Genomic DNA, 19,574 nt, shown 5'->3' with positions numbered 1-19,574 from the left:
CGGGAGGTGCACGTGACCGGCCCCGCCGCGCCACCGGCGCCGCCCGCCCCGGCCCGCCGCCGGTACCGCGGCGCCGCCCTCGCCGCCGGCGCCGCGCTCGCCCTGGCGCTGGGCGGCTGGCTGCTGCTGCGCCCGTCCGGCCCGCCCGACGCCGACCTGGTCACCTGCCTCGACCCCGGCCACCGGGTCGGCCTCGCCAGGGCGCTGGTGTCGCTCGGCGAGGCCGGGGCGGGGGCCGCCGCGGACCTGGTCCGGTACGCCGGCGCCGACCGTACGGTCGAGGACTTCCGCCGCCGCGACCCGACCGGCTTCGACCGCGCCTGCGCCGCGTTCGCCGAGGCCCGCCGCGGCGGCGCCGGCGGCGGCTCGGGCGCCGGGCAGCTCGCCGTCACCTCGGCGGTGACGCTGCTGGCCACGCTGCTCGGCGGCTGGCTGACCCGGGCCGGGCAGGCGGCCGAGCGGCGGGCCGGCGCGGCGGCGGCGCTGCGGACCGCGCTGGGCGAGCTGGCCACCGCCGCCGAGGCGTACCTGGACGCGCTGCCCACCCCCGACCTGCCGGCCGGCGACCCGCTGCGCGCGCGGGCCCGGGCGGTCGGCGCGGCCGCCGCGGCGCTGCCCGGCGGCCCGGCGCTGGCCGGGCCGCTGCGCGCGCTGGACGCCGAGGTCGCCGCCCGCCCGCTCACCGCCGGGTCGCCGCTGGCCGAGCGGGCCGCGCACGGCGACCGGGTCGGGTCGGCGCTCGCGGCGGTCGAGAGCGCGGCGGCGGCGCTCGCGGCGCCCGGCCCGGGGCGGTGGCGGCCGTGGTGACGAACCCGTTCCACGTGCCCGGCGCGCCCGCGGCCACGCCGCTGCGCTGCACGCTGCGGCCGTGGGCCGAGCCAGGCCACGCGGAGTACTGGGTGGATGTCGGCGGCGCCGGCGCGGCCCGGGCGGCGTTCGGCGCGTCGCTCGCGCTGTTCGTGGCGGGGCTGGGCGACCCGCGCGGCAACGGGCGGCTGGTCACGGTCGGCGGGGAGTCGGCGACCGGCAAGTCCAGCCTGATCCACCAGTGCATCCACGACCTGATGGCGGCGGTGGCCGGGGAACCGGCGGCCGGCGGGGGCGTGGTGGTGGTCGACGCGACCGCGACGCCCGGCATCGACGAGGAGCGGCAGACCGAGGTGTGCTTCGCCATCTGGGACGAGCTGAGCCGGCACCGGGGGTTCACCCGGTTCGTGGAGGCTGACGACCTGTGGGCCAAGCCCCTACAATTTTACGCCAAGCTGTCCGCGTACCTACAGCTCACCTCGGCCGTCGTGGTGGTGCTGCTGCCGGTGCTGCGGGGCCTCCAGCCGCCGGTCCGCCACCTCGACCAATATCCGGGCTTCGCCCGCTCGCACCTGGTGTTCTTCGCCGAGTGCAGCGACCCGCGGGCCATCAGCGCATGGAGCAGGAGCCGAGTCGACGGTGGGACGCTGCAGGAGCGGCTGCTCGATCTCACCCTGACGCCGTTGCGGGCGGAGGACGCCACGCGGTACCTGGAGGCGCGTATGGGGCGAATGGATACCATCGGTCGGCACTTCCGGTTCAGCACCGATGTCGTCACCGCGATGATCTCGGAGGCGCCCGACGACCCGTGGCCGATCGCCCGGCTGCAACACTACCTGGGCAGGGTCTACGACCAGCACCTCCGGCAGGCGACCGCGGTACCCGAATCGGTGCTGACGCCGGAGCAGATGCACGACTACTTCTGGGGCAGCGTCCGCCGGGGCGAGCCCGCCGGCGAGCCGCCCGTCGACCCGGCCTGCGGCGGCGGCGCGGGCGCGACCCCATCCGGAGACGACGATGAGCAGTGACGGCGGCGCCAACCCGTTCGCCCTGGCGTGGGCGGACCGGCCGGGCGGGATCTCGGTGGAGTCCGCCGCGGAGCGCCGGTTCCTGGCGCTGCTCCGCCCGCACCTGCGACCCGACGGCGACCCGCCCCGGCGGACGCTGATCCTCGCGGTCACCGGCGAGTACGGCAGCGGCAAGACGCACCTGCTGAGCCGGATCGCCGCGCTGCGCCCCGACCCCGAACGGGTGACCGTGTGCGCCGCCCGCCCGGACCGGGACGGCTTCCGCAGCGTGTACCGGCAGGTGATCGGCCAGCTCGGCCAGGCCACGATCACCCACCGGGTGCGCCGGCACTACGGCCGGATCGTCGCCGACGCGGTCGGCGCCCCGCCCGGGTACCACGAGGACCTCGTCGAGGGCCGGGTCGACCCGGCCGACGCGGTCGGCTCGCTCGGCCTGATGGCCAGCCGGCTCCAGCGCACCCTGCACGACCGGCTGATCGAGCTGACCGGCACCCGGGCGTACGGGACCGCGCTGACCCTGCTGCTCGAACCCGGCCACGACACGCTGGCCTGGGACTGGCTGCGCGGCCTGCCGCCGCACGCGGCGCTGCGCGAGCACGGCATCGCCACCGCGATCGACTCCGACGAGTCGGCGCTGCGCGGCCTGGCCGCGCTGGCCGGGCTGCACCGCGGCATCGGCCACCGGCTCGCCCTGGTGGTGGACGAGGTGGACCGGCCGCTGCTCGGCCAGTTCCCGCCGAGCGTGCACGCGGCGTTCCGCGGCCTGCTCGACGACCTGCACCGGTGCGGCGGGGTGCTGGTGCTGGCCAGCGTCCCGCAGGCGTTGGAGCTGCTCAGCCCGGACACCCGGCAGCGGATCACCGAGGAGGTCCAGCTCGCCCGGTGGACCGACGCCGACGTCGCCGCGTACGTGGCGGAGGTCTGGCGGCGGACCGGCCGGGCGGGGCCGCCACCGTTCGGCGACCGGGTGCGGGGGAGCGTGGCGCGGATCGCCGCGGGGAACCCGCGGAAGATCATCGAGCTGCTGTACCAGCTCCACCAGCGGCAGGCCGAGGCGCCGCCGGGCGCGCCGCCGCCGACGGTGGCCGACGTGGTCGCGACGGCCCGCTCGCACATCGACGTGCCCACGCTCGAGGAGGCCCGGACCGAGATCGGGCACGCGCTGTTCAACGAGGCGATCCCGTACCTGCTGCGGCCGCGCCCCGGCGAGCCGGCCGGGTCGGACGACTACTGGATCCCGTCCGGCGGGTACGGGGCCGGCTGCCAGCTCATCGTCACCGACTCGGTGCTCACGGAGGAGGACGTGGACCGGCTGCGGGCCGAGGTGGACGCCGTGCACGCCGGCAGCCTGCCGCGCCGGGCGGCGGTGGTCATCGTCGGGTACCTCAGCGACGACCTGCGGGACCGGTTCGGCGGGGCGACGGGCATCCGGGCCGAGCCGGTGGTGTACGACCGGTCGGTGTTCCGGCAGGTGCTGATCAGCACGGTCCGGGTGCTGCTGGCCGGGCTGGAGCCGGGCGTCGAGTCGGCGATGGCGATCCGGCTGGACCGGATCGGCCGGCAGCAGGCGGAGAGCCAGCGCCGGTTCGACGAGTACGCCGCCGCGCACGAGGCCGCGCTGCAGGCGTTGGAGCGGCGGGTCCGCAACCTGACCGACGAGCGGGCGGCCGAGCCGCCGGCCGAGCGCCCGCGCCCGCGCCCCGCGGCGGAGCCGGCCGGGGCGGCCGCGGAGCCGGCGCTGCCGGCGGCGGTGGACGAGCCGATCGACGACGTGCTGGGCGAGCTGGCGAAGGTGCCGCGGCTGGACCCGCTGCTGGCCCGGGTGTTCGCGGTGGACGACGCCGGCACCGCCGCCGACGACGCCCGGGCGACCGTGCAGGCCCGGGTCCAGCGGCACGACCTGATCACGGCGATCGGGCTGGTGACCGTGCTGGCCAAGCTGGTCCGGGGATTCCGCGACGGCGTGGCCGGCTGGTACGCCCGGCAGCCCGCCGGCGCCCGGCTCGGCGCCGACGCCCGGCGCGCGCTGGACGACGTCTGCCACAACTACGACGCGATCTTCAGCTACCTGCCGGTCCTGGACCACCTGCACCTGGTGGTCGACCTCGCGGCCGGGCCGGGCGCGGGCGGCTCCCGGGTGGTCGACCTGCACCGGCACCGGCGGGACCTGTACAAGGACCTGGAGAGCCTGGCCGGCCGGGTCCGCCGGGAGCTGCTCCAGCACCTCGCCGAGAACGGCGACCAGCGCACGTCGGCCTGAACCGGCCGGCGAACGGGGCGAGGCCCGCCCCCCGGTGGGGAGCGGGCCTCGCGACACCGGCTATCAGTTGTTCTGGGCCTCCCAGACGAAGTCGGTGCTGATGCTGTCGCCCTGCGCCGTGTTCGGCGTCGAGGCGTTCAGGGTGTACGTGAAGCGGAACACCCGGGTGTTGCTGGCGACGGCCGAGGTCCAGCCCGTGCCGTAGCCGTTGGCGAAGTTGGTCTTGCCGCTGACCGTGGTCATCGTGTCGCCGGGGGCGGCGGCGGTGATGGCCGTCAGGCCGACCGGGGCGCCGCAGGTGCCGGTGCCGACCTGGATCAGCATGTTCAGCCACGTCGGGCCGGTGACGCCGTCCGCCGCGCCGTCGGTGGCGTTGTAGTTCGCCACGTACAGCTTGACGGTCGAGGTCGCCGAGCCGCTGTACGTCACGACGATGCAGTTGTTGGCCGTCTGGCCCGGCAGCAGGCCGGTGACCGAGAACAGCGCCGTACCGGAGTCGTTGTCGCTGATGGTGACCGTACCCATGGCCAGCGAGTTGCCGGGGTTGGTCGTGGTGGCGCTGAAGGCACTCAGCGTCGAGTTCCACACCAGGCTGGTCGCGACCGCGGCGGCCACGACGGCCGCCATGGCCCGGCGGCGCGGGGTTCCGGCGACGACACGCCCCACCCGGTACGCCCAATTGGTCCGCTGCGGCACCTCCACCTGCGCCTGCGTTTCCTGCGTCATCTCCATGGCAACCTCCTTTCGCTCGCACACTCGGTCTTCGACTGCACCGAGGATCGGTCGCGGGCGGGGGGACCTGAAGATTTCCCGGCCGGGGATGACGCGCGCCACAGTGATCCGCAGTGGGGTCACCATCGGTCGGTTTCGGCGGCGGTGCAGGAAATCGACCCGGCAGGTTTCGCGGCCGCTTCCGAGACCGGCCGCCCGCCTGCCAATCAGTAACGCCCGCCATGAACGGGGCCCGCGCAGGAGGAGGTCGCATGCGCCGCCCGAGGGCCGGCCCACGTCGTTCGGGCTCACCCGGGACCTCAGCGGCACCTCCGGCCGCATCAGCGACAGCGGCACCAGCGGCACCGACAGCCGCGCGCCCACCGCGCCGCGGGGTCCGGCGGTGCCGGCGAGTACGTGAGCTTCGGCGCCGCCATCATCACCCGCAACACCGGTCACCGACGCAAGCCCAACCACTGACGGGTATCACCCGCCGGCCGCAGTCCTCCCACCCGTACGGGTGGCGTACCCGCGCGAAAGCCCATCGACGGCGATGCGCCCGGCCATGCTGTCCCCGACAAGATCACTTCCGTCCCGCGGCGGCGCCCGACACCGTTGGCCGCCCGGGTCGGCATCGATAGGAGCACCCATGCCCGGACAGCCCGACGACGCCGAGATCCACGTCGGCGGCATCACGCTCGCCGCCCCGCTGACCACCGAGCCCGAGCACCCGGTACCGGTACCGAAGCCCGACCAGGAGTGGGAGCTCCCGCACGGCTTCGCGTGGGTCTTCCACGGCGAGGGCGCCAAGGGGATCCAGCGGCCGGTCGTGCTCGCCGACGGCTTCAACAGCGGCCGCAGCGACCTCGGGTGGCTGTACCAGGGCCTCAACGGCGACGTGCCGTTCATCTCCGACCTGCGCGCGCGCGGCCGGACCGTCATCCTGATCGGCTTCGACGAGCGCAGCGACTCGATCCTGGTCAACGCCGAGACGGCCACCGCGGCGATCATGCGGACGATCGCCGAGCAACTCGACGACACCCGGCTCGTCGTCGGCGGGTTCAGCATGGGCGGCCTGATCACCCGGTACGCGCTGGCCAGGATGGAGATGCAGCGGATGGACCACCGCGTCGGGGCGTACTTCTCGTACGACACCCCGCACCGCGGCGCGGTCATCCCGATCGCCCTCCAGGCGTTCGCCCACTTCATCCCCGGCCCGGAGAACGCCTTCGCCCGGCAGATGAACAGCCCCGCCGCCCGGCAGATGCTGTGGCGCCACTACGACAGCGAGACCGGCGAGATCCGCCAGGACCCGGCCCGGGCGGAGTTCCTGTCGGAGCTGGACCGGCTCGGCGGCTGGCCGCGGATCCCGCGGCTGCTCGGCATCGCCAACGGCGCCGGCGACGGCATGGGCTTCAAGGTCCCGCCGGGCGAGATCGCGCTGCGGATCAACGGGATCGTCTTCCCCGGTACGACCCTGTACACCCAGGCGGCCGGCGACGCCATCGTGGCCGAGCTGAAGCGCCTGCTCCCGCCGGCCCAGAAGACGATCAAGACGAGCGGCTTCCCCGAGCTGGACGGCGCGCCGGGCGGCACGCTCGACTCGTTCCGCCTGCTCGCCGACGAGCTGGAGCGGCGCGGCGGCCGGGTCGACCTGCGGCACGACACGGTCTGCTTCGTCCCGACGGTCAGCGCGGTCGCGATCCGCGACATCGACCGGCAGGAGGACCTGTACGCGAACGTCGACCAGCTCTCGCCGGAGGAGAGCGAGTTCGACGACTTCATCTGCTCCAGCACCAACACGCCGCACACCGCGATCACCCGCGAGCTGTGCGACTGGATCCTGGACCGCCTGCCCGACTGAGGCGGTCCGTCGGGGGTGCGCCCAGCGGCGGCGGGCGCACCCCACCCCCGATCCCGAACCGGTGCCCGCGCGCGCCGGAGCCGTGGCGGGTGCGGCCACGGCTCCGGGATGCGCGGATCGCTAGCCGGCCGCGCCGATCTCCTTCTTCGCCCAGTCGCCCATCTCGTTGGTCAGCCGGGCCATGATGCTGTACCGGTCGCAGTTCGACGACCCCCACGACACCACCCCGACGACAACCCCGTCGACGATGTACGGCCCGCCGCTGTCCCCGCTGCACGTGGCCGTCCGGCCGTCGTTGTAGCCGATGCAGACCATCACCGCCGGGTTCACCTTGACGGCGCCGAAGACGTTGCAGCCGCTGGCCTCGTTGATCGGCAGGGTCGTGCGGTACAGCACGCCCGAACCCCCGCCGGCGGCGGTCTTCCCGTACCCGATGGCGGTGCCGGACTTGCCGGGCTCGGTCAGCGCGCTGTCGGCCGATCCGGCGACCTTCACCCACTGGCTCTGCGGCACGGGGAGGTCGTCCGCCGTGGTGATCACGGCGACGTCGTACCCCTGCTGCCACGAGTTCGGGCCGGTGTACCGGGGGTGCACCTTGTACGAAGCCACGGCCGTCCGGAACGTCTCGTCGCCGGCCGAGGTCAGGTCGTCGTCGCCGTACACGTAGCTCTTGGCCCCACCGACGTCGATCATGCAGTGTGCCGCAGTGATGATCTTGCGCTTGCCGGCCACCGACGCGGTGCACGACTGGCCCTGCGGCCCGCCGCCGCCGGCGCGCAGGCCGGCGATGATGAACGGGTTCGCCGCCACCGTGGTCCGCTCGCCGTTGACGACGCGGCTGGTGCCGCCCGGCCCGGTGCGCAGCGTGTCGGTGGGTACGGCCGCCGCGGCGCCGCCGGTGATGTACCCGGTGTACAGCAGCTTGTTCGGCGAGCCGGTGCCCGGGCCGGTGACCAGGTCCGGGGTGGCGTTGGTGACCAGCGCGTCGCGGACCTGCTGCGGGGTGGCGCCGGGGTTGGCGGCCAGGTGCAGCGCCGCCACGCCCGCGCCGTGCGGGCTCGCCATCGACGTGCCGCTGCCGGTGCGGTACCCGCCGGTGTGGTCGGCGGAGTGGATGTTGCCGCCGGGGGCGAACAGGTCGACGCAGGTGCCGTAGTTGCCGCTGCGCCCGCCGCCCTGGTTGATCATGCCGATGGTCAGTGCCTCGGGTACCCGCGACGGGCTCATCGAGCAGGCGTCCACGCCGTTGTTGCCGGCGGCGACGGCGACGACGAAGCCCTTCGCCACCAGCGCCTTGATCTGCTCGTCGCCGACGCCGACGGTGTCCATGGCCAGGCTGAGGTTGACCACCGCGGGCGTCTTGCCGTTCTTGGCCACCCACTCCAGCGCGCTGACGGTCGCCGAGTCGGGCGCGGAGCCGCCGCAACCCAGCGAGCGCAGCGCCACCACCTTCGCCTGCTTGGCGATGCCGACGGTCGACCCGGCGATGGTGCCGGCCACGTGGGTGCCGTGCCAGAAGCAGTCGGCGGCGTCCGCGTCGTTGTCGACGAAGTCCCAGCCGTACGAGGCCCGGCCCTCGAACTCCTTGTGCGCCTTGTGTACGCCGGAGTCGACGACGTAGGCGGTGACCGCGGCGGCGGTGCTCGGGTAGACGTACTTCTTGTCCAGCTTGGTGGTGCGCTGGTCGACCTGGTCCAACCCCCAGGACGGCGGGTTGAGCTGCTCCCCGGCCGCCCGGGTCGTGCCGTCCTCGTGCACCCGGCGGACCGCCGGGTCGGCGGCGAGTCGCCGGGCCTGCCGGGCGCTCAGGTCCCGGACCGCGAAGCCGTTGAACGTCGCGGTGTACGTGTCGGCGACGGTGCCGCCGTACCGGTCGGCGAGGCTCGCCGCGAGGCCGTCCGCGGCCGATCGGGCGTCGTTGTCCAGCACGACGACGTACCGGCCGGGAACCGGATGGTGGGCGGCGACGACATCGCCGCCCGGTGCGGCGGCCGAGCCGGCGCTGGCCGCGCTGCTCACGCCCAATGCCACGATTGTCGCGCCGATGAGAATGGCGCTGACGCGCGGGGTATGCATATTTCCCTCCAGGGTTACGGGTGCCCGACGGCCGGGTGGTGGCCGCGGCGGGTCGTTGGCTCGGAACTCTGCCCCCGCCCAGCGGGCTGAACAACCGTGGAAAGAACCCGTAGCGATACGGGATGAGTGGACGTCGGGCATCGATGCCCGTAATCCTTTTCGGGCCGGAACGGACGTATGGCGGGGTGTCCGGCGGGGACGTCCGCAAGCGGGTTCCGCCCGCCGCTCCGGCGGCCTATCCTGGCCAACACCCATGCTGACCGCGGACGACCGGCAACCGGGAGCGGACGAGTATGCACACCGAAGCGACCCCGAGCGCCGCGCCGCGCGGCGCCATGCGGATGGGGGAGCTGCCGTTGGTCGGCCGTGCCCGCGAATTCGCGGAACTGCGCGCGGCCGTGGCCGATCGTCCGTCGGTCACCGTTGTCGAGGGGCCGCCGGGAATCGGCCGGACGCGATTGGTCGCCGCACTCGATGGTGCATTCGACGGCGATTCGATATGGGTGTCCGGCGCCGCCTGCCAGCCGATGCCGAATCCATTCCCGTACGGCGTGCTGTTCGATTGCCTGACCGGCTGCGCCGACCGGCTCCGCGAGCCGGGGCCGATCACCGGGGCGCTGCGCGCGGCGCTGCCGGAGATCGCCGACCGGCTCCCGCCGGCCCCGCCGCCGGTCGGCGACGCCGGGGCCGAGCGGCACCGGCTGTTCCGGGCCGTCCGCGAGCTGCTGTGCGCGGTGGGCCCCGTAGCGCTCGTCCTGGACGACGTGCACTGGGCGGACCGGGGCACCCACCACCTGCTCGGCTACCTGGTGGCCCGGATGCCGCCCGACCTGGCGCTGGTGCTGACCCGCCGCACCGCCGACCCGCCGGGTGCCGACCGGACCGGCGTGCTGCGCCGGATCCCGCCCGGCGTCCGCGGTTGCCGCCTGCCGCTCGGGCCGCTCGACGCCGCGGCGGTCGGCGAGCTGGTCACTGCGATCGTCGGGGCGCCGACGTCGGCGGACGTCGCCGCGCTCGTCACCGCGCGCACCGGCGGGCTGCCGCTGTTCGTCCGGGAGGCCGCCGCGGCCCTGCCGGCCGCCGCGGCCGGGTCGGCGGGGCTGGCCGCCCAGCGGGCGGTCGACGCCGTACCGGTGCCGGCGGGCGTGCGGGCGGCGGTGGCCGAGCGGGTGGCCGGCCTGCCGGCGTCCGCGCTGGCCGTCGCCGAGGCGGCGGCCGTGCTCGGTGCCCCGGCGCCCGTCGAGCTGCTGGCCGCCGTGGCCGGCGCCGCGGGGTCCGTGGACATCACGGCCCTGCTCGCCCGCGGCCTGCTCGCCGAGACCGCGCCCCACCGGTACGGCTGGCGCCTGCCGCTGGCCCGGCGCGCGCTGTACGAGGGGCTGCCCGGGCCGCGCCGCCGCGACCTGCACCGCCGCGCCATCGACGCGCTGCTGGCCGCGCCCGGCGATCCCGCTGACAGTTCGACCGGCCCGCCGGCCGACGGGCCGGTCGGCGGCCCGGCGGACGGCCTGCCCGGCGGTTCGGCCGAAGCGGGCCTGCCGCACGCCGAGCTGGCCGCCCACTGCCGCGCGGCCGGCTGGACGGCGGACTGGCTGCGGTACAGCGAGCGGGCCGCCACCACCGCCGCCGAGGCCGGCGACGTCCCCGCTGCGATCAAGCTGATCTGCGACGTCGTCGCCGAGCCGGACGTCGGCGCGGGCGACGTGAACCGCCTGGCCACCGCGCTGTGCCGGTACGCGCTGGCCGGCCTGTACGACGCGGAGGTCAGCGGCCGGATCGAGAAGCTGCTGTCCGACCCGCGGCTGTCCGCCGACACCCGCGGCGAGGTGCACCTGTGGTTCGGCCTGCTGCTGATCCGGGAGACCGCCGAGATGGACCGCGCCCGGGCCGAGATCGCCCTGGCGATCGACCTGCTCGGCAACCAGCCGGCCCGGATGCTGCGTGGGATGGCGGTCCTGGCCACCCCGTTCCTCGACCTCGCCCCGATCGCCGAGAACCGGCGCTGGCTGGCCCGGGTGGAGGCCACGCTGGACGAACTGCCGGCCGGGCCCCTGCGCACCACCCTGCTCGCCAGCACCCTCGGCGCCCGCGCGATCAGCGGCGACCCCGGCACCGCCGCGCGTACCGACCTGCTGCCGGCGCCGAGCGAGGTCGACGGCGCCGACGAGATGCGCCAGCTCGCCCGGGCGCACTGCAACATCGCCGACGCGTACGCCTGGACCGGGCACACCCGTCGGGCCCGCCGGCACCTGGAGCGCGGCCTCGCCCTCGGCACCCTGGCCGGCGCCCCGTACATCGTGGCAACCGCCGACGCGACCGCCGTCCGGCTGGACTGGCTGGCCGGCGAGTGGGCCGAGTTGGACGAACGGATCAGGGCGCTGCTGCGGCGGTACTCGCACCTGCAACCGATCACCACCGAGCTGTACCTGGTCCGGGGTTGGCTGGCCGCGGCCCGCGGCGACCACCCGCTGGCCCGGGAGAGCTTCGCGGCGACGTCGGTGGGCCACCCGGCGTCGGCGATCGTGCCGATCGCGATCGCCGCGGCCGGCGCCATGGCGGCCATGCTCCTGGTCGCGGCCGACGCGCCCGCCGCGGCGGCGCAGGTCGCGCACGGGCTGGCGCTGGTCCGGCGCAAGGGCGTGTGGGCCTGGGCGGCCGACCTGCTGCTGCCGGCGCTCGACGTCGGGCTGGCCGCCGGCCGGCTCGGCGCCGTCCGCGACCTCGTGGCCGAGGCCGACGCCGGCCTGTCCGGAGTGGACGCGCCGTACGCCCACGCGGTGCTCGCCGCCGGCCACGCCCGGCTCGCCGCCGCGGCCGGCGAGCCGACGGCTCCCGCGCTGCTGCGGCGGGCTGTCGACCGGCACGAGGAGCTGGGCCTGCCGTACCACGCGGCGCGGCTCGCCGAGCGCGGCGCCACCGACGCCGACGAGCTGGGTGCCCTGGTCCGGACGTACACCGACCTGGGTGCCACGGTGGACGCGGCCCGCTGCCGGCACCGGCTGCGCGGCCTCGGCACCCCGACGCCGTCGCGGCGCGGCCGGCGCGGGTACGGCGCGCAGCTCTCGCCGCGCGAGCGGGACGTCGCCGTGCTGCTGGCCGGCGGCGCCACGAACCGGGAGATCGCCGCGACGCTGTTCATCTCCCGGCGGACGGTCGAGGAGTACGTCGGCAAGGTGATGCGCAAGGTCGGCGCGACCTCCCGCCGCGAGGTCCGTGCCCCCGAGTGACGGGCCGCCCGATCGGGCGGGTCCGCGGCGTCACGCGATCGGACTCGGCCGCTGCGTGGGTTAGCCGATCGCTCGATCCGACAGGCCGTACCGCAGCAGCACGCAGTCGCCGATGCCCCGGGCCTCCAGGAGGCGGGCCCGGTTGCCGCTGTTCGCCGGGAACCGGCCGTCGGCCACGAACCGGGGCGCGGCGGGGTCGCCGACGAAGAACGGCGCGACGACGAGGTGCAGCTCGTCCGCCAGGCCGCGGACCAGGAACTGCGTGTGCACGGCGCGGCCGCCCTCGACCATGAGCCGGGCGACGCCGCGGCCGGCGAGGTCGTCCAGCAGCCGGCCGAACGAGAGCGGCTCACCGGCGTCGACCACGTCGGCGACCGCACCCAGGCGCTCCGTGACCCGGCTGTGCGCCGACGTGGAGGTGTAGACCACCTTCCCGTCGTTCCGGTTGTTCCGGTTGTTCCTGTCGTTCCCGTCGGCACCGGAGGTGAAGAAGGCGGCGTCGGGGTCCAGGTCGCCGCGCTCGGTGACGGTGACCTTCAGCGGCGAGGCGGTACGGCCCTCGCCGACCCGGCGGTCCCGGCGCTCGCGGGAGCGCACGAGGAGTCGGGGGTTGTCCTGCCGGATGGTGTTCGCTCCGACGAGGATGGCGTCACAGGTCGCGCGGACCTCGTCCACGCGGTCGAGGTCCTCGTCGTTGGAGAGCAGGAGGCGCTTGTCGGTGGCGTCGTCGAGGTAGCCGTCGATCGACACGGCGCAGGACAGCAGGACGTACGGGCGTTCGGTCACTTCTTGTCGCTCCCAACGGTGAGGACCTCATCCACGAGGCTCGCATACCCGCCAGCGGTCGTGCCGTCGAGCACCGCTGCACGTCCGGGCACAACGGTTCCCGTGGCGTGGGAGGGGCGGGTCATGCAGGGGTGCGGGATCGGGCGTAGGGGATGGACGCCGATCTGATCTCGATGAAGCGGACCACCGGCGGCGCGCGCCACGTGATCTGGCCACACTTCACCGGTAGCCGGTAGCCCTCGTCGTCGTACCGGAGGTCGTCAGCGGCGATGATCTCGACCACGATCGTGCCCTCGCCGTGCCGGTACTCCCGCTCCCGCAGGATCAGGACGTCACCAGGCGTCAGCACTGCTGTCCCGCTCCGGGCGCAGGGTCAGGGTCGAGCCGCCGCACGCGGGACACCATCGGTTCCTGATCTTGGTGAAGAGGAACCCGATCAAGAAGCCGACACCCAGTCCGATCACGAACGACCACCACATACCGAGAAAGGTAGGAGTGCCCCGGTCCGCGGATGAATAGTGTTGAGCGATATTGAGCTTGACTACAGTGGACCAATTGACCACGATGGGAGCGCTGGTGACTCCGCCGCGTGAACCGAGAACTCACGCCGCAAGAGTTCGTAGCGGCGATCGAAAATTTCGAACGGTCGCGCTGGCGTATGGAGTTTCAGCGATACTACGCGAGCGATACCGAGTCGGACGAGTTCAGCACGTGGGCCGCGGGCGGGCCGATCGACTGGGCGGCCGATGATGAATGGATTGCCCGCATCCGGAGCATGACCGATGAGGGGAAGGACATCCGACGCATCAAAGTCGTCGATGAACCCCTCACGAGTACTGGCGTTGGGTCCATCTCCAACAGCACAGGTTCCACGCTGCCGGCGACAGGACCCGGTGGAGTACCCGCAAGAATTTGATCGGCGAGCTGTTCCCGCCCACCGACTTCTACGTGCTCGACGGACGCCAACTGTTGTTCCGGCACTTCGACTCCGAGCTTCGCCCCGGCGGCTTCACCTTGACCGACGACCAAGATTCAGTAGAGAGGACTACTCGATCTTTTCTGCGGGCGTGGGAGTTGGCGACAGACCACGATGACTACAGACCCCCGATCGGCGGCTGAGGAAGGCCGCAGAGCACTGGGTGCCCGGCTTCGGCAGATCAGAAAGCCTGCGGGTCTGTCGGGCCGGGCGCTTGCTGCTGCCTCGGGTATCCATTTCACCTGGATCTCGAAGATCGAGCACGGGCACGTCGCTCCCACAGTGACCCATGTGCGGAACTGGTGCGATGCCTGCGGGGCAGCGGACCGGGCTGACGACCTGATTGCCGAGCTGCTGACGATCGAGGCTGCGTATGTCGAGTGGAAGAGTCGGGTCAAGCAGGGGATGCGCAACTCCGGGGACGCCGGGTACTCGGCACTCTGGGAGAGCACAGGGCTCGGGTTTACGCCAACTCCAACTGCGGGTTCTGGATGTTCGACGAGTCCTCGGTCTACGTCGAACTTCCCACGGCCGAGCTGAAGGTCACCCGACCCGGTGAGATCGCGCTGTATCGCAGAATCTTCGAAGATCTTCAGGCCGAGGCGCTCTACGGCACGGCGGCCAGAGATCTCATCATGGAGGTAGTCGGAGGTCTGGGTTAGTTGTCTTCTCGGCGGGCGTCCCGGCCCGCCTGCGCCGCGCCGCAGCGAGGTGGTGGGCGGCGATATCGGGCAGTCCGCGGGTTCGGTCAGCCGACGCCGGTCGGGGTGAGCGCCGCCGCGCCGAACGACACCGCGAACCGGCGGCACCAGATCGTGACGCTGGTCAGCGCCCCGAGGTCGGCGGACTCCGGGATCGGGTACACCTGGTCGCCGCGGTTGCCCTTCAGCGGGCCCAGCTCGAGCCGGCGCCCGTCGTCGAACACGCGCCAGCCCGCGACGCCCGGCAGCACCGGCCGGTCGGTCAGCCACACCCGCAGGTCCGGGCCGTCCGACGTGCGCAGCCCCACCAGCAGCAACTGCCGCCGGCCGTCGGCCAGCCGGACGGCGCGGACGCCGCCGCTCGTACCGTGCTCGTGGCTGACGAACGTGCCGGTCGCGAGCAGGTGGTTGCCCGTCGCCGCCGGGCCCGGGGAGCCGGTCGCGGCGACGCTGGGCAGCGCCTCGCGCACCTCGGTGTCCGTGACCAGCCGCCAGGGCTCGAACCAGTACAGGCCGAACGCGGCCGCGGCCGCCGTGGCGACGACGACCGGTACCACCACTACCGCGCGCAGCCGGACCATGCGACCAGTCTTCCACCGCGCCGCCGCGCCGGGGCGGATTCGGCGTACCGCGGAAGGTGTGACCCCGGGCCGGCCGGACGGACCGTAACCGATGGTCGGGTGGCCGGTCGGCCGCGCCCCGCGGTGCGGTCCACCCGGGCCGTCCGCCTCGAATGCGCCCCGACCACTCTCCGGAGTGGACGCCGGAGCCCGCGACGCCGGTAGGGTCGACGAGCATGTGGCGCGCGTACGGCCGGCGCCGGGGCCGCCTACCGGCGCTCCTGCGCGGGCTCACCCGGGTCCCGTGGGGGTTGCGGTGGGCACTGGCCCGGATCGGCACCGCGCCGTTCGGTGCGGCCCGGCGCGGGCGGCTCAGCCGGGCGGCGCAGCCGCTCGCCCCGCGGTGGTCCGCCGCGCGCACTCTCGACTGGTCGGCGCCGCCCGCACACGCGCACCGGGCGGCGCCGCCGCGGGCGCCCCGGGCACCCGGTCGGTCCCTCGGCCCGCTGCCGCTGCGCGGAGTCGCTACCCCGGCCGATGTCGACCGCACCGATGTCGACCGCACCGATCGGAGAGAGCCGTAGTGGCCGCCCCCCGCACCGACGCTCCCCACGCCACCGGCCGCGCGGGCGGGCTGCTCATCTGGCTCTCCGGCGCCGACCCCGAGGCGCTGGCCAAGGTGCCGCGGGAGCGGCGCAAGTTCGTCGGCGTCGGCGGCGTGGTCCTCACCACGGCGGCGATGGCGGCGATGTCGTTCGCGTTCGCGCTGACCATGGGCGCCGGGGCGGCGCTGCTGGCGGCCGTCCCCGCGGCGCTGCTCTGGGGCCTGGCGATCATGAATCTGGACCGCTGGCTGGTGACGGCCTCGCAGCGCCGGGAGCGCTGGTACCAGAATCTCGCCGTCGCCCTGCCGCGGGTGTTCCTCGCGCTGATCATCGGCGCGGTCGTGTCGACGCCGCTGGTCCTGTTCGTCTTCCAGAACGAGATCAACGCCGAGCTGAACGTGATCGAGCAGCGGGAGCTGAACGCGCACGAGGAGCGGCTGCGCACCGACACCCGGTTCGCCCGCATCCCCGGCCTGGAGACCGAGGTCGCCAAGCTCCAGCGGGTCGTCAACGGCGGCCCCACCGACGACGACACCGTCAAGGACCCGGCCGTCGCCGAGCTGGAGAAGCAGTACAACGCGCTGGAGAGCAAGGCCCGGGCCGCCGAGAAGGCCGCGTTCGCCGAGCTGGACGGCACCGGCGGCACCGGGGTCGAGGGCGAGGGCGCGGCGTACCGGCGCAAGCAGGCCGCCGCCGACGCGGCCAAGCGCGAGCGGGACTCGGCCAAGGCCCGGCTGGACGCCGCCGGCGCGAAGCTGGCCGCCGACCGGGCGGCCAACGCCGGCAAGGTACGCGCCACCGCCGGCGGGCAGCTCACCGCGACGCGCACCGAGCTGGACGGGCTCAAGCGGCTGCGCGACCTCGAATCGGCCAAGTTCACCGACGACAAGCGCAACGACCGCGGGCTGCTCGCCCGGCTGAGCGCGCTGCAGGAGCTGACCGGGCACAACGGCACGCTGCGGGCGGCGTACCTCGGGCTGTGGGCGTTCATCATCGCCATCGAGATCCTGCCGGTGGCGGTGAAGTTCCTGATGAGCCTCGGGCCGCCGACGCTGTACGACAAGGTGCTCGCGCACGCCGAGAAGCGGGACATCGACACGGCCGAGGCGGCGTACGACCTGGAACGGGCGCTGTCGGTCCGGGAGTTGGAGATCCGCCGGCAGCGCGAGGACGAGGCCGTGGACGGGCTCGTGGAGCGGATGGTCGCGGCCGAGGTGGACGTGTACGGGCGGGCGATCGACGACTGGCGGGCGGCGAAGCTGAACGAGGCGCCGGCACCGGCGGGGTACCCGGCGGCGCATCGGCCGCCGCCGCGGGCGGGGTGGTGGCGGGGGCTGCGCGGGGGTGGCGGGGTACCGCGGCCGCGGTACCGGGAGCAGGCGGGGGCGGACGGGTACCTGCCGTGGCCGACGGAGAACGGGGAGCTGCGGGATTCGCGCGGGTCGGACCCGGGGGCGCGGGCGGGCTGACCGCGGGGCGGCTCGATGGCTGGGGGCTGGTCGCGGGGGCGGTGGGAGGGGGCGGGTGCCCCGGCAGGGGCGGTCAGGCTTGATCCCCTGCCGGGGCACCCGCCCCCTCCCACCTCGGGCCGTACGCGCCCTCGCTCCCGCCGTTGCGGGTCGGCTGGTGCGGGCCGTTACGCGGTCGGGAGGAGCAGGATCACGCGGATGGTGGTCGCTGCCTGGCCCTCGGCGGCGGTGGGGTGGGCGACGACCGTGGTCCGGCGGTCCTCCAGCACGCCGCGCAGGCGGGCGACCGCGGGGGGCTCCTGGTCGAGCGGGGTGGGGTCGTCGTCGGCGGTCGTCCACAGCAGCAGGGCGGCCTGGACGCGCGGGTCGCCCAGGCGCCGCAGCCGGTCCAGCAACTGGTTCGCGGCGTCGGCGCCGGCGGGGAGGACGAACTCCTCGGGGCGGGTCGCCGGCGGCGCTGTGCGGGGCGGCGTGGTGGGCGGCGGCGTGCGGCCGGCGGGCGCGGCCGTGCGCGGGGCCGCGGTGCCGGCGGTCAGCGCCGCGCCGGCCAGTCCGCCGACCCCCAACGCACCCGCGACCGCGGCCGCCGTGACCCAGCGCGGCCAGGTGCCGGTGGCCAGCCGGGGCCGGGGCAGCCGGCGGCCCGGCTGCGGGTCGCCGGCGTCCGGGTGGTCGTGGAACGGCGTGCTGTCGAGGCCGTCGAGGCCCGCGCGGTCGGTGGCCGAGAACCGCTCGTCGTACTGCTCCTCGTGCCGGTCGTACGGGACCACGGTGGGCAGCGCGTCGGCGGTGGCGAGCAGGGCGCGGGCCGCCGCGGGGGCGTCGGGGCCGGCGCCGAGCTGCCGGTACACGGCGATCAACTGCGGGTCGGTCAGGGCGTCGAGCCGGTGTCCGTGGAAGGTGGCCAGCGCGCCGTACAGGAATTGCCGGGTCTCGCGCTGGCCGATCCCGCGGCGGCCCAGTCCGGCCAGTACCCCGGCGAGCCAGCCCTGTGCGCCGTGGGTGTCGGCGGCGCCGGCGGCCTCGGCCAGCACCGCGGCGAGGTCGCGGAGCGCCTCGTCGTCGTCGGCGGGGTCGAGCCGCAGCACGGCGGCGGTCAGCGCGGCGGCGGCGTCGGCGGCGAGGTGGCCGACGCCCGGCAGGAGGCCGACCAGGTCGCGCACCGGGGCGTCGGCGCGGCCCAGTTCGGCCGAGGCCGTGGGGGACAGGTTTCCGTCGGGGCCGATGCCGCCGGTGATGACCGCCGGGCGGATCGGGAACAGGGCCGGATGCCGGTGCGGGTCCAGGTGGGTGTCGTGGCGCAGCCAGTCGTGCAGGGTGGCGAGCGTGCCGGGGTCGGCGAGGACGCCGCCGGGCACGGTGAACCGGGCGATCACCGCGGCCCGGTCGTCCTCCGGGTACTCGGCGACGAGCAGGGCGGCGAGCTTCTTCGACGTGCGCGCCGGGGTGCCGGCCAGCGGCAGGCCGGCGACGTTGCGGCCGGTGTGGGCCTGCGCCTCGACCACGCCCATGGCCAGTTCGGCGCGGAGCTGTACGTCGCGTTCGCGGCCGTACCGGTCCAGGGCGGCGGCCGGCTCCTGCCGGGCCCAGTCGGCGACCAGGCCGGGTTCGTCGGCGAGGCGGCGCTTGCCGCCGGCGCTGTCCAGCGCGCGGGGCACGTCGGTCCAGTGCAGGGGCTGGACCTCCAGCGCGATCACGTCCAGCAGTTCGGGCAGGCCGGCGGCGGCGCTGCGGCGGACCAGCTCGCACGGCCGGTCGGGGTGGTCGGGTGCGCCCCGCTCGGCGTGCCGGGCCAGCCAGGTCAGGGCGTCCCGGTGGCGCTGGTCCGGCAGGACGTCGGCGACCCGCTCGGGCAGCGGGCGGTCGAGCAGGTCGTCGAGCTGGCGGCCGAGGCTGCTGCCGCTCTGCCGGAACTCCGCGGGCCAGCGGGCGGCGACGAGCGGGTGGTCCCGCGGCTCGGGGAGCTGCAACGGGCAGGTCGACCAGATCCGGTCGGCCGCCAGCGCGCCGGGCACGCCCCGCAGGACCGCGGCCAGCACGGTGGCCGCCGCGGCGGGCGTCCCCGGTAGCGGCACCCGGTTCGCGCCGGCGGCCAGCGCCGCCAGCACCCGGGGCAGCGTGTCGGCGAGGTCGGCCGGGCCGTCGGGGGCGTCGGGGTGGTCGGCCGCGGCCGACCGGGCGCCGGCCGCCCACACCTCGGCCGGGTGCCAGTCGGTGGAGACGAAGCTGAACCGGCAGGTGCCGGCCATGCCGAAGCTGCCCGAGCGGCCCTGCTCGGCGAAGCACCAGAAGTCGCCGAGGCCGTCCACGTCCACGATCCGCAGGCTCCAGATCGGATGGCCGAGGGTCGAGCGGAGGCTGGCCGGGGGCTGGACGACCTCCGCGCGCAGGAGCCGGTGGGCGGTGTCCCAGAAGGCCCGGCCCACCTTCGGCTCGTCCGGCGGTTCGTAGCGGCTGAAGCCCATGCCGACCATGTCGGCGTACTGCACCCGGATCACGTCCAT

Annotated in this window: 15 protein-coding genes and 1 pseudogene; 9 read left to right on the top strand and 7 right to left on the bottom strand. The window is 75.0% G+C overall.

Annotated features, from left to right (window positions below):
- Positions 1 to 12 precede the first annotated feature (12 nt).
- The 3 genes from IEY94_RS20570 to IEY94_RS20560 are packed head-to-tail and all read left to right on the top strand — an operon-like array spanning position 13 to position 4,095.
- Entirely contained in the window at positions 13 to 807 is a 795-nt protein-coding gene (locus IEY94_RS20570) for a hypothetical protein (RefSeq protein ID WP_189171877.1), read from the top strand.
- Positions 801 to 1,835, top strand: a complete 1,035-nt coding sequence (locus IEY94_RS20565) for a hypothetical protein (RefSeq protein ID WP_189171876.1) — start codon at positions 801 to 803, stop codon at positions 1,833 to 1,835. The genes IEY94_RS20570 and IEY94_RS20565 overlap by 7 nt, the downstream gene beginning before the upstream one ends.
- Complete coding sequence (locus IEY94_RS20560) at positions 1,825 to 4,095, top strand: hypothetical protein (RefSeq protein WP_189171875.1); 2,271 nt, start codon at positions 1,825 to 1,827, stop codon at positions 4,093 to 4,095. Before IEY94_RS20565 ends, IEY94_RS20560 begins: the two co-directional genes overlap by 11 nt.
- 63 nt (positions 4,096 to 4,158) lie before the next feature.
- Here IEY94_RS20560 and IEY94_RS20555 read toward each other — a convergent pair whose 3' ends face one another.
- On the bottom strand, positions 4,159 to 4,827 hold the full coding sequence (locus IEY94_RS20555; protein ID WP_189171874.1) for a hypothetical protein: 669 nt from the start codon (positions 4,825 to 4,827) through the stop codon (positions 4,159 to 4,161).
- Positions 4,828 to 5,455: 628 nt separating this feature from the next.
- On the opposite strand from IEY94_RS20555, the gene IEY94_RS20550 reads away from it, so the two are divergent.
- Positions 5,456 to 6,670: an esterase/lipase family protein gene (locus IEY94_RS20550; protein ID WP_189171873.1), complete on the top strand. Its 1,215-nt coding sequence runs from the start codon at positions 5,456 to 5,458 to the stop codon at positions 6,668 to 6,670.
- A 120-nt stretch (positions 6,671 to 6,790) separates the two neighbouring features.
- On the opposite strand, the gene IEY94_RS23770 is transcribed toward IEY94_RS20550, so the two are convergent.
- Positions 6,791 to 8,689, bottom strand: coding sequence for a S8 family serine peptidase (locus IEY94_RS23770; RefSeq protein WP_229784298.1), 1,899 nt, complete (start codon positions 8,687 to 8,689; stop codon positions 6,791 to 6,793).
- A gap of 350 nt (positions 8,690 to 9,039) precedes the next feature.
- Here IEY94_RS23770 and IEY94_RS20540 point away from each other — a divergent pair, with 350 nt between their 5' ends.
- Positions 9,040 to 11,973, top strand: coding sequence for an AAA family ATPase (locus tag IEY94_RS20540; RefSeq protein WP_306341614.1), 2,934 nt, complete (start codon positions 9,040 to 9,042; stop codon positions 11,971 to 11,973).
- A gap of 60 nt (positions 11,974 to 12,033) precedes the next feature.
- On the opposite strand, the gene IEY94_RS20535 is transcribed toward IEY94_RS20540, so the two are convergent.
- The 3 genes from IEY94_RS20535 to IEY94_RS24055 all read right to left on the bottom strand — a co-directional run bounded on the left by IEY94_RS20535 (position 12,034) and on the right by IEY94_RS24055 (position 13,223).
- A complete protein-coding gene (locus IEY94_RS20535) occupies positions 12,034 to 12,759 on the bottom strand; it encodes a RibD family protein (RefSeq protein ID WP_189171872.1) in 726 nt (241 codons plus the stop codon).
- Between the two features lie 121 nt (positions 12,760 to 12,880).
- Positions 12,881 to 13,108: a hypothetical protein gene (locus IEY94_RS20530; RefSeq protein WP_189171871.1), complete on the bottom strand. Its 228-nt coding sequence runs from the start codon at positions 13,106 to 13,108 to the stop codon at positions 12,881 to 12,883.
- Positions 13,092 to 13,223, bottom strand: a complete 132-nt coding sequence (locus IEY94_RS24055; RefSeq protein ID WP_268244865.1) for a hypothetical protein — start codon at positions 13,221 to 13,223, stop codon at positions 13,092 to 13,094. The genes IEY94_RS20530 and IEY94_RS24055 overlap by 17 nt, the downstream gene beginning before the upstream one ends.
- 194 nt (positions 13,224 to 13,417) lie before the next feature.
- On the opposite strand from IEY94_RS24055, the pseudogene IEY94_RS24415 reads away from it, so the two are divergent.
- The 3 genes and pseudogenes from IEY94_RS24415 (at position 13,418) to IEY94_RS23765 (ending at position 14,397) form a co-directional block, all read left to right on the top strand.
- A pseudogene (locus IEY94_RS24415) lies at positions 13,418 to 13,878 on the top strand (DUF6879 family protein).
- On the top strand, positions 13,850 to 14,275 hold the full coding sequence (locus tag IEY94_RS20515) for a helix-turn-helix domain-containing protein (RefSeq protein WP_229784297.1): 426 nt from the start codon (positions 13,850 to 13,852) through the stop codon (positions 14,273 to 14,275). The pseudogene IEY94_RS24415 and the gene IEY94_RS20515 overlap by 29 nt, the downstream one beginning before the upstream one ends.
- Entirely contained in the window at positions 14,227 to 14,397 is a 171-nt protein-coding gene (locus tag IEY94_RS23765; RefSeq protein WP_229784296.1) for a Scr1 family TA system antitoxin-like transcriptional regulator, read from the top strand. The genes IEY94_RS20515 and IEY94_RS23765 overlap by 49 nt, the downstream gene beginning before the upstream one ends.
- An 86-nt stretch (positions 14,398 to 14,483) precedes the next feature.
- Here IEY94_RS23765 and IEY94_RS20510 read toward each other — a convergent pair whose 3' ends face one another.
- Entirely contained in the window at positions 14,484 to 15,017 is a 534-nt protein-coding gene (locus tag IEY94_RS20510) for a DM13 domain-containing protein (RefSeq protein ID WP_189171869.1), read from the bottom strand.
- A 562-nt stretch (positions 15,018 to 15,579) separates the two neighbouring features.
- Here IEY94_RS20510 and IEY94_RS20505 point away from each other — a divergent pair.
- A complete protein-coding gene (locus IEY94_RS20505) occupies positions 15,580 to 17,070 on the top strand; it encodes a DUF4407 domain-containing protein (protein ID WP_189171868.1) in 1,491 nt (496 codons plus the stop codon).
- A gap of 167 nt (positions 17,071 to 17,237) precedes the next feature.
- Here the strand turns inward: IEY94_RS20505 and IEY94_RS20500 are convergent, their stop codons facing one another.
- Entirely contained in the window at positions 17,238 to 19,574 is a 2,337-nt protein-coding gene (locus IEY94_RS20500) for a hypothetical protein (RefSeq protein WP_189171867.1), read from the bottom strand.

It is taken from the genome of Pilimelia anulata (assembly GCF_014647895.1).
Classification (GTDB): domain Bacteria; phylum Actinomycetota; class Actinomycetes; order Mycobacteriales; family Micromonosporaceae; genus Pilimelia; species Pilimelia anulata.
Note: the sequence above shows the minus strand (reverse complement) of the source record. Positions and strands in the feature narration are given on the sequence as shown.